General features: G+C 33.5%; 10 protein-coding genes. 9 read left to right on the top strand and 1 reads right to left on the bottom strand.

What is annotated here, in order from left to right; all coding sequences use genetic code 11:
- From RYL55_RS07825 to pyrE, 6 genes are all read left to right on the top strand, one after another.
- On the top strand, window positions 1-669 hold a 669-nt coding region (locus RYL55_RS07825), incomplete at its 5' end, for an aspartate carbamoyltransferase catalytic subunit (protein ID WP_315008452.1).
- A 14-nt stretch (window positions 670-683) separates the two neighbouring features.
- Window positions 684-1967: a dihydroorotase gene (locus RYL55_RS07820; RefSeq protein ID WP_315008451.1), complete on the top strand. Its 1284-nt coding sequence runs from the start codon at window positions 684-686 to the stop codon at window positions 1965-1967.
- Between the two features lie 6 nt (window positions 1968-1973).
- Window positions 1974-2789, top strand: a complete 816-nt coding sequence (locus tag RYL55_RS07815) for a dihydroorotate dehydrogenase electron transfer subunit (RefSeq protein WP_315008449.1) — start codon at window positions 1974-1976, stop codon at window positions 2787-2789.
- Between the two features lie 9 nt (window positions 2790-2798).
- Window positions 2799-3713, top strand: coding sequence for a dihydroorotate dehydrogenase (locus RYL55_RS07810; protein WP_315008447.1), 915 nt, complete (start codon window positions 2799-2801; stop codon window positions 3711-3713).
- Between the two features lie 11 nt (window positions 3714-3724).
- Window positions 3725-4423, top strand: a complete 699-nt coding sequence (pyrF, locus tag RYL55_RS07805; RefSeq protein ID WP_315008445.1) for an orotidine-5'-phosphate decarboxylase — start codon at window positions 3725-3727, stop codon at window positions 4421-4423.
- 11 nt (window positions 4424-4434) lie between these two features.
- Complete coding sequence (gene pyrE, locus RYL55_RS07800) at window positions 4435-5052, top strand: orotate phosphoribosyltransferase (protein ID WP_315008443.1); 618 nt, start codon at window positions 4435-4437, stop codon at window positions 5050-5052.
- Between the two features lie 93 nt (window positions 5053-5145).
- Here pyrE and RYL55_RS07795 read toward each other — a convergent pair whose 3' ends face one another.
- Window positions 5146-5445, bottom strand: a complete 300-nt coding sequence (locus RYL55_RS07795) for a DUF1827 family protein (RefSeq protein ID WP_315008441.1) — start codon at window positions 5443-5445, stop codon at window positions 5146-5148.
- A 271-nt stretch (window positions 5446-5716) separates the two neighbouring features.
- Between RYL55_RS07795 and RYL55_RS07790 the strand changes: the two genes are divergently transcribed.
- The 3 genes from RYL55_RS07790 to RYL55_RS07780 form a co-directional block, all read left to right on the top strand.
- The gene (locus RYL55_RS07790) at window positions 5717-5983 is read left to right on the top strand and encodes a phosphocarrier protein HPr (RefSeq protein ID WP_314113263.1); all 267 of its coding nucleotides are present in this window, start codon (window positions 5717-5719) and stop codon (window positions 5981-5983) included.
- 1 nt (window position 5984) lies between these two features.
- Entirely contained in the window at window positions 5985-7712 is a 1728-nt protein-coding gene (gene ptsP / locus RYL55_RS07785; protein ID WP_315008439.1) for a phosphoenolpyruvate--protein phosphotransferase, read from the top strand.
- 191 nt (window positions 7713-7903) lie between these two features.
- The coding region (locus RYL55_RS07780; RefSeq protein ID WP_315008437.1) for a YSIRK-type signal peptide-containing protein at window positions 7904-8500 on the top strand (597 nt) is incomplete at its 3' end.

Below are 8500 nucleotides of genomic sequence, written 5' to 3'. Positions count from 1 at the left end.
ACTTCTTCTGTGAATAAAGGTGAAACATTATACGATACTTGTAAAACTTTAGAAATGTTAGGTTGTAATCTATTAGTGATTCGTCATAGTCAAAATGCTTATTATGAAGATTTGAAAAATTTAAACATTCCAATCTTAAATGGTGGAGATGGTAGTGGAGAACATCCTAGCCAATGTTTATTAGATTTAATGACGATGTATGAAAAATTTGGAACTTTTGAAAACTTAAATATTATTATTGCTGGGGATATCAAAAATTCTCGAGTAGCTAAAAGTAATTATCGGATGTTAACAAGATTAGGAGCAAAAGTTCGTTTTGTATGCCCAGACATTTATAAAGATGAAACGCTCGGAGAAGTAGTGAATTTTGATGAAGTTATTGGTGAAGTGGATGTATGTATGTTATTAAGAGTACAACATGAAAGACATGCTGAAAAAATGGGCTTAACAAAAGAAGAATACCATGAACAATATGGATTAACACCGCAAAGATATGAAAAATTAAAAGAAACAGCCATTGTAATGCACCCAGCTCCAGTCAATCGTGATGTAGAAATTGCATCTGAATTAGTAGAAGCTCCAAAATCAGTAATTTTTGAACAAATGAAAAATGGAATGTTTATGAGACAAGCAATGATTGAAAAAGTTATTAAAGACAATCAATTGTAAAAGAGGAGAAGCAAATGTTACTTTTAAAAAATGGTCAAATCTTAGAACAGGGGATTTTGGTTGATAAAGATATTTTAATCGAAAATGATAGAATTCTTAAAATAGCTGATTCAATTGAAAATGCTGAAGCAAAAGTTCTAGATTTAAAAGGAAAATTTATTTCTCCTGGATTTATCGATGTTCATGTCCATTGGAGAGAACCTGGTTTTGAATATAAGGAAACAATTTACCATGCATCTAGAGCTGCAGCACGTGGCGGATTTACGACTGCGATGCCAATGCCAAACTTAAATCCTGTTCCAGATTGTTATGAAAATTTAAAATTACAATTAGATATTATTGAATGTGATTCAGTGATTCGTGCCATTCCTTTTGGAGCAATTACAAAAGGAGAGCAAGGAAAGGAATATGCTGATTTTAAAGAATTAGCAAATTACGTATTTGCTTTTAGTGATGATGGTCGTGGAGTTCAAGATGCGAATATGATGTTTGAATCAATGAAAGTTGCTGCAAGTCTTGATAAAGCGATTGTGGCTCATTGTGAAGATAATTCCCTCATTCGTGGTGGTTGTATGCACTGTGGAAGAAGAAGTAGAGAATTGCAATTACCAGGTATTCCATCGGTTTGCGAAAGTGTTCAAATTGCTCGAGATGTGTTGTTAGCAGAAGCAACAGGTTGTCATTACCATGTTTGTCATGTTTCTACAAAAGAATCAGTCAGAGTCGTGAGAGATGCAAAAGCTGCTGGGATTAATGTGACGTGTGAAGTATGTCCTCATCATTTATTAAGTAATGAAATGGATATTCCAGAAGACAATGGAATGTGGAAAATGAATCCACCATTAAGATCTGCTGAAGATCGCAATGCTTTGATTTCGGGACTATTAGATGGAACCATTGATGTAATTGCTACAGACCATGCACCTCATGCACCACACGAAAAGGAATTAACAATGACAAAAGCAGCATTTGGAATTGTTGGTAGTGAAACAGCTTTTAGTCAACTTTATACAAAATTTGTTAAACCAGGAGTTTTTTCATTAGATTTTCTAGTGAAGAAGATGAGTGAAAATGTAGCAGATACCTTTGGATTACCATATGGTCGATTAAAAGAAAATGGATTCGCAGATTTAGTCGTTATTGATTTAGAAAAATCAATGGAGATTGATCCAAATCAATTTTTATCAAAAGGACGTAATACTCCTTATATTGGTGAGAAAATATATGGGATTCCAGTGTTAACTTTATGTGAAGGAAGAATTGCGTATCAAGATAAGGAAGTTTTCTCAGAATTATAGTTATGAATGATTTTGATAGTTAATAAGCAAATGAAAAAATGGCAAAGGAGTATTTGTATGGATACTTATATGACAAGGGTTATCAGTAATGAAAAAATTGCGGATAAAATATTTCGAATGGAATTGCAGGGGGACATCGTTCAAGAAATGACGACACCTGGACAATTCGTCAATATTAAAGTGAATAATAGCTATGAATTTTTATTAAGAAGACCAATTTCCATTTGCGAGATTAATCATGAAAAACAATCATTTGTTATTGTCTATCGTGCAGATGGTGCAGGAACAACGATTATCTCTGAACTAAAAGAAGGAGAAATAGTAGATATCTTAGGTCCACTGGGAAAAGGTTATGATTTAGAGGTTTTAGAAGAAGGACAAACAGCTCTAATAGTTGGAGGTGGAATTGGAGTTCCTCCATTATATGAATTAGCGAAACAATTTCAGAAAAAAGGAATCCAAACCATTCATATATTAGGTTTTAATAATCAAAAAGATGTTTTTTATGAAGATGAATTTGTACAACTTGGAAAAACGTATATCGCAACTGCTGATGGTAGTTATGGTGAAAAAGGTTTTGTAACAGATGTGATAAAAAAATATGCCTTAGATTATCATAAATATTTTAGTTGTGGTCCATTTGCAATGTTAAAAGCTTTAACCCAAATGGATGAGGAAAAAATGGGGTATATATCGTTAGAAGAGCGAATGGCTTGTGGAGTAGGAGCTTGTTATGCCTGTGTTTGTGAAAAAATAGACGGTAGTATTTCTAGAGTTTGTTATGATGGACCAGTTTATGATACTAGAGAAATAGCATTATAGGAGGAAATGATGAGCGATAGATTAAGAGTGAAATTACCAGGTTTGGATTTGAAGAATCCAATAATGCCAGCTTCTGGGTGCTTTGCATTTGGCTTAGAATATGCTCATTTTTATGATTTAAGTAAATTAGGCGCCATTATGATAAAAGCTGCAACTAAAGAACCACGCTTTGGAAATCCAACTCCTCGTGTAGCAGAAACTTCTAGTGGAATGTTAAATGCGATTGGCTTACAAAATCCTGGTGTACATGAAATTATGGAAACAAAATTAAAAGCATTAGAAAAATATGATGTTCCAATTATTGCGAATGTCGCAGGTAGTGAAATTGAGGATTATGTATATGTTACACAACACATTAGTAAAGCACCGAATGTCCATGCATTAGAATTAAATATTTCTTGTCCTAATGTGAAGCATGGAGGGATTCAGTTTGGAACAGATTCATGTATTGCAAGAACATTAACAGAAAAAGTAAAAGCGGCATCTAGTGTACCTGTCTATGTCAAATTATCTCCTAATGTAACAGATATTGTTTCGATGGCAAAAGCCGTTGAAGAAGGTGGAGCAGATGGAATTACGATGATTAATACATTAGTTGGGATACGTTTAGATAGAAAAACAGGAAAACCAATTCTTGCTAATATAACGGGTGGATTATCTGGTCCAGCAATTAAACCGGTAGCCATTCGAATGGTCTATTTAGTGTCGCAAGCAGTTAATATCCCTATTATTGGAATGGGCGGTATTATGGATGAATGGGATGTGATTGATTTCATTTCAGCTGGAGCTAGTGCGGTAGCAGTTGGAACAGCAAACTTTACAGATCCGTATGTTTGTCCAAAAATTATTGATCGATTAGAAGCTGCTCTTGATGAATTGGGAGTGCATCATCTACTAGAGTTACGTGGACGAGCTTATAAATAAGGAGTGGTAGGATGAAAAAAGAAGTCATTGTTGCATTAGATTTTCCAACAGTAGAGGACTCATTAAAATTTTTAGAACAATTTGGAGACGAGAAATTATTTGTAAAAATAGGACTAGAATTATATTTACAAAATGGACAAGTAGTTGTTGAGCAAATTAAAAAATTAGGACATAAAATCTTTTTGGACTTGAAATTACATGATATTCCTAATACGGTTTATGGGGCTGCAAAAGGATTGGCTCAGTTTCATGTGGATATTTTAACCGTACATGCTGCAGGTGGCTACGAAATGTTGAAAGCAGCTAAACAGGGAATGTTAGATGGTGGAAGCTTTGACACAAATGTTATTGCCATTACTCAATTAACTTCTACTTCAGAACAAGATATGAAAGAGTATCAATGTATCCCTCTTTCTTTAGAGGAAAGTGTGATTCATTATGCAAAATTAGCAAAACAAGCTGGCTTAGATGGAGTGGTTTCATCTGTTTGGGAAGCTGGAAAAATTACAGAAAATTGTGGCGCTGATTTCTTAAAAGTGACTCCAGGAATTCGTCTTGAAACAGATGAAGTAGGCGATCAAAAACGTGTAGCAACTCCTAAAGTTGCTAGTCTTGAAGGAAGTACACATATCGTTGTAGGGCGTTCTATTACAAAAGCGCCAAATCCTGTAGAAGTGTATCATTTTATTCAAGAACAATTTACAAATTAAAGGAGAAGAATATGACATTAGAACGTAAACTTGCTAAAGAATTATTAGCGATTGAAGCTGTAGCATTAAGACCAAATAATTATTTTACTTGGACATCAGGCATTAAATCTCCAATTTATTGTGATAATCGTATTACAATGTCTTATCCAACTATTCGTAGAGAAATTGCTTTAGGGATGGTAGAAGTTATAAAAGAAAAATATCCAGCAATTGAGGTCGTAGCTGGAACGGCAACAGCAGGAATTCCACATGCAGCTTGGGTAAGCGAGTTATTAGATTTACCAATGATTTATGTAAGAGATTCTGCAAAAAAACATGGGAAAACCAATCAAATTGAAGGAAGGGTATTAGAAGGGCAAAAGGTAGTCATTATCGAAGATTTAATTTCTACAGGCTTATCATCTCTAAAAGTAGCAAAAGCTTTAAGAGAAGCAGGAGCTGAAGTCTTAGGAGTTGTAGCAATTTTTAGTTATGAATTAAAGAAAGCTCATGAAGCCTTTTCGCAGGCAGAAGTGGAATATGTCACATTAACAAATTACCCAGTATTAGTAGAAGAAGCAGTGGCATCGGATTTTATTCACCAAGATGATGTTGAAAAATTATTAGAGTGGAGAAATCAACTAGCATAAAAAAGAAAGATACGAGATTGTTTAGGAGCAATCTCGTATTATTTTTTTGATGAATGATGGTCAGTATAGGTGTTCTATCTATTCATGTAAGGATTAAGAAAAGTCTGATTTTGGCTTTTCAACAGGTATACTAATTTCTACAAAACTATTAGCATGAATGATATCTAAATTTTCAGATGTAGTATGTAATAATCTATGAACTACAAAATCAATTTCTGTTTGTTTTATTTTACGTTTATGGTTAATAATAAGAACATCTTTATGAGTAGCAGCATCCTCGTAAATGACAGTTGTTTGACCTAAAGAATACACTTTGACAAAAAAAGCATCTGTATTCGCTAATTGTTCTTTAACTAGTTTTAAATGACTATTTGTAATATCAATTAATTTCATTTTCATACACCCTTTACTGGAATCTCTTTCTATTATTATACTCTTTTTTTCTGAAAAATTCATTATTAAAATTCAAAAAAATGAAAAAACATAATTTAGAAGATAAAAGCGCAAATGATGATAAAAAATTTATTAAAAACTGAATAGAAATAGTTGTTAAATTCATAAAAACATGGTAACCTAACTAAATAAGAGGAGTGTATACGTTTGCTAAGAAATTAGTAACTATTACAGTCCTTAATAAAATTTTATTTTTAAAGGAGTTTTTTTCATGGAAAAGAAAGAATATCACGTAATTGCAGAAACAGGAATTCACGCTCGTCCAGCAACTTTATTAGTTCAAACAGCTAGCAAATTTGCTTCAGACATTCAATTAGAATACAAAGGTAAATCTGTTAACTTAAAATCAATCATGGGTGTTATGTCATTAGGTGTTGGTCAAGGTGCTGACGTAGTAATTACAGCTGATGGTGAAGATGCAGCAGATGCAATTGCTGGAATCGATGAAACAATGAGAAAAGAAGGATTAGCTGAGTAATATGAAACCAACTTTACAAGGTATTGCAGCCAGTGATGGAATTGCAATCGCAAAAGTTTATACATTAACAGAACCAGATTTAAGTTTTTCAAAAGTAAGTGTAGAAGATACAGAAAATGAAATCTCTCGTTTAGAAAAAGCTTTAGAAGTTTCTACAAAAGAGATTGAATTAATTAAAGAAACCGCATTAAAAAATCTTGGTGAAGAAGAAGCTCAAGTATTTGAAGCTCACTTAATGGTATTAAGTGACCCTGAATTAGTAGGTCAAGTAAAAGATGCGATCACTTCTCAAAAAGTTAATGCCGAACATGCTTTAAAAGAAGTTTCAGATATGTTTATTAGCATTTTTGCAGGTATGGAAGATAATCCATATATGCAAGAACGTGCAGCTGATATTCGTGACGTTTCAAAACGTATTTTAGCGAATTTATTAGGTGTTAAAATCCCTAGCCCTGCTACAATCAAAGATGAAGTAGTAGTTGTAGCTGGAGACTTAACTCCGAGTGATACAGCTCAATTAAATCGTAAATATGTTAAAGCTTTCGTAACAGATATCGGTGGACGTACTTCTCACTCAGCGATTATGGCTCGTTCATTAGAAATTCCTGCTATTGTAGGTACAAAAGAAATTACATTTTTAGCTAAAGATGGTGATTTAATCATTATCGACGGTTTATCAGGAGATGTATTCTTAAACCCTTCTGAAGATGTAGTTGCTGAATACCGTGCAAAAGCAGAAGCATTTGCAGCACAACAAGCTGAATGGGAAAAATTAAAAGATGCTGATACATTTACAAAAGATGGTCATCAAGTTGAATTAGCAGCAAACATTGGAACTCCAAAAGATTTAGAAGGAGTAATCCATAATGGTGCTGAAGGTGTTGGTTTATACCGTACAGAATTCTTATACATGGATTCTCATGATATGCCAACTGAAGAAGATCAATTTGAAGCATACAAAGCTGTATTAGAAGGAATGAATGGTAAACCTGTTGTTGTTCGTACAATGGACATCGGTGGGGATAAAGAATTACCATACTTACCTTTACCACACGAAATGAATCCATTCTTAGGATACCGTGCGATTCGTATCTCATTAAATGAACCCGAAATGTTCCGTACACAATTACGTGCATTGTTACGTGCATCAGTTTATGGAAAATTGCGTATCATGTTCCCAATGATTGCGACATTAAACGATTTCCGTGGTGCAAAAGCATTATTAGAAGAAGAAAAAGCTAAATTAGTTGCAGAAGGTGTTGCAGTGAGCGATGACATTCAAGTGGGAATTATGATTGAAATTCCTGCAGCAGCAGTATTAGCACATCAATTCGCAAAAGAAGTTGATTTCTTCAGTATTGGAACAAACGACTTAATCCAATATACAATGGCTGCTGACCGTATGAATGAACGCGTTTCATACTTATACCAACCATATAATCCATCAATCTTAACATTAATTAAACATGTAATTGATTCAGCACATAAAGAAGGTAAATGGGCTGGAATGTGTGGAGAAATGGCTGGAGATCAAACAGCTGTACCATTACTTGTCGGTTTAGGCTTAGATGAGTTCTCAATGTCTGCATCAAGTGTATTAAAAACACGTAGCTTAATTTCTAAATTAACATTAGAAGAAATGAAAGCATTAGCAGATAAAGCAATTAATGAATGTGCAACTGTACAAGAAGTTGAATCTTTAGTTGAAGAAGCTGTTTCAAAACTATAATTTGAAATGATGAGGAGTGAGAGAAATCTCACTCTTTTTTTAGTTTTCTTGAATGAGTTCATTCTGTGACAAACAAGTCTCTAGAAATTTCATATTTATCAATAATTTATATATTTTTCAAGTGAAAATATTTGACAGAAATTATCGGGGGGGGTAGAATTAGGTTTATCTATATTATTTTGAGGTGAACAATGTTAGGTAAAAATAATCAATTTATGAATCAAAAAAAGTTTGGTAGGAAATTTGAAAAATATGCTATAAAAAAATTAAGGGTCGGAGTTGCTAGTGTAGTAGTTGGAGCCGGCTTCTTTTTTGGTTATCATGTTGAAGCTAGTGTAACAGATAGTGGTTACAACAGAACTGGAACCGGTAATTCAGTAGTAGCAGATACGCAAGAATTTGTAATGGTGACTCATGAGAAACCAGGTGGAGTAGTAGAAGATGTAGCTATTTTAAAATCAAAATTTTCAGAAAATCTTGATCAATTAAAGAAAGATTATTCTGGATTTACTGCAACAAACTTACAACCTATTGGGGAAAATAAATATAAAATTACATATGTACCAGTTTCTGCAACAAACCAACCGAGTTCAACAACAGAATCTGTAGCTAATACAAGAGAAGCTGGTACTTCAAATAGTACATTAGCGACTTCTGATCAAACACAACCAACAACTGAAAATAAAGTTAGTTTACAAGGTCATATAGTAGGAAATCAAACAGAATATAATGTAGGAGAACAGATCATCTCAACATTTAGATTAGATGTATCTGCACCTTCAAAATTA

It is taken from the genome of uncultured Granulicatella sp. (genome assembly GCF_963515615.1).
In the GTDB taxonomy this organism is placed as follows: Bacteria; Bacillota; Bacilli; order Lactobacillales; family Aerococcaceae; genus Granulicatella.
This window is presented reverse-complemented; position numbering and strand designations above follow the sequence as displayed.

Coding starts and splice junctions, on each gene's coding strand:
- RYL55_RS07820 (WP_315008451.1), top strand. CDS start 684: ATGTTACTTTTAAAAAATGGTCAAATCTTAGAACAGGGGATTTTGGTT.
- RYL55_RS07815 (WP_315008449.1), top strand. CDS start 1,974: ATGATTTTGATAGTTAATAAGCAAATGAAAAAATGGCAAAGGAGTATT.
- RYL55_RS07810 (WP_315008447.1), top strand. CDS start 2,799: ATGAGCGATAGATTAAGAGTGAAATTACCAGGTTTGGATTTGAAGAAT.
- pyrF (WP_315008445.1), top strand. CDS start 3,725: ATGAAAAAAGAAGTCATTGTTGCATTAGATTTTCCAACAGTAGAGGAC.
- pyrE (WP_315008443.1), top strand. CDS start 4,435: ATGACATTAGAACGTAAACTTGCTAAAGAATTATTAGCGATTGAAGCT.
- RYL55_RS07795 (WP_315008441.1), bottom strand. CDS start 5,445: ATGAAATTAATTGATATTACAAATAGTCATTTAAAACTAGTTAAAGAA.
- RYL55_RS07790 (WP_314113263.1), top strand. CDS start 5,717: ATGGAAAAGAAAGAATATCACGTAATTGCAGAAACAGGAATTCACGCT.
- ptsP (WP_315008439.1), top strand. CDS start 5,985: ATGAAACCAACTTTACAAGGTATTGCAGCCAGTGATGGAATTGCAATC.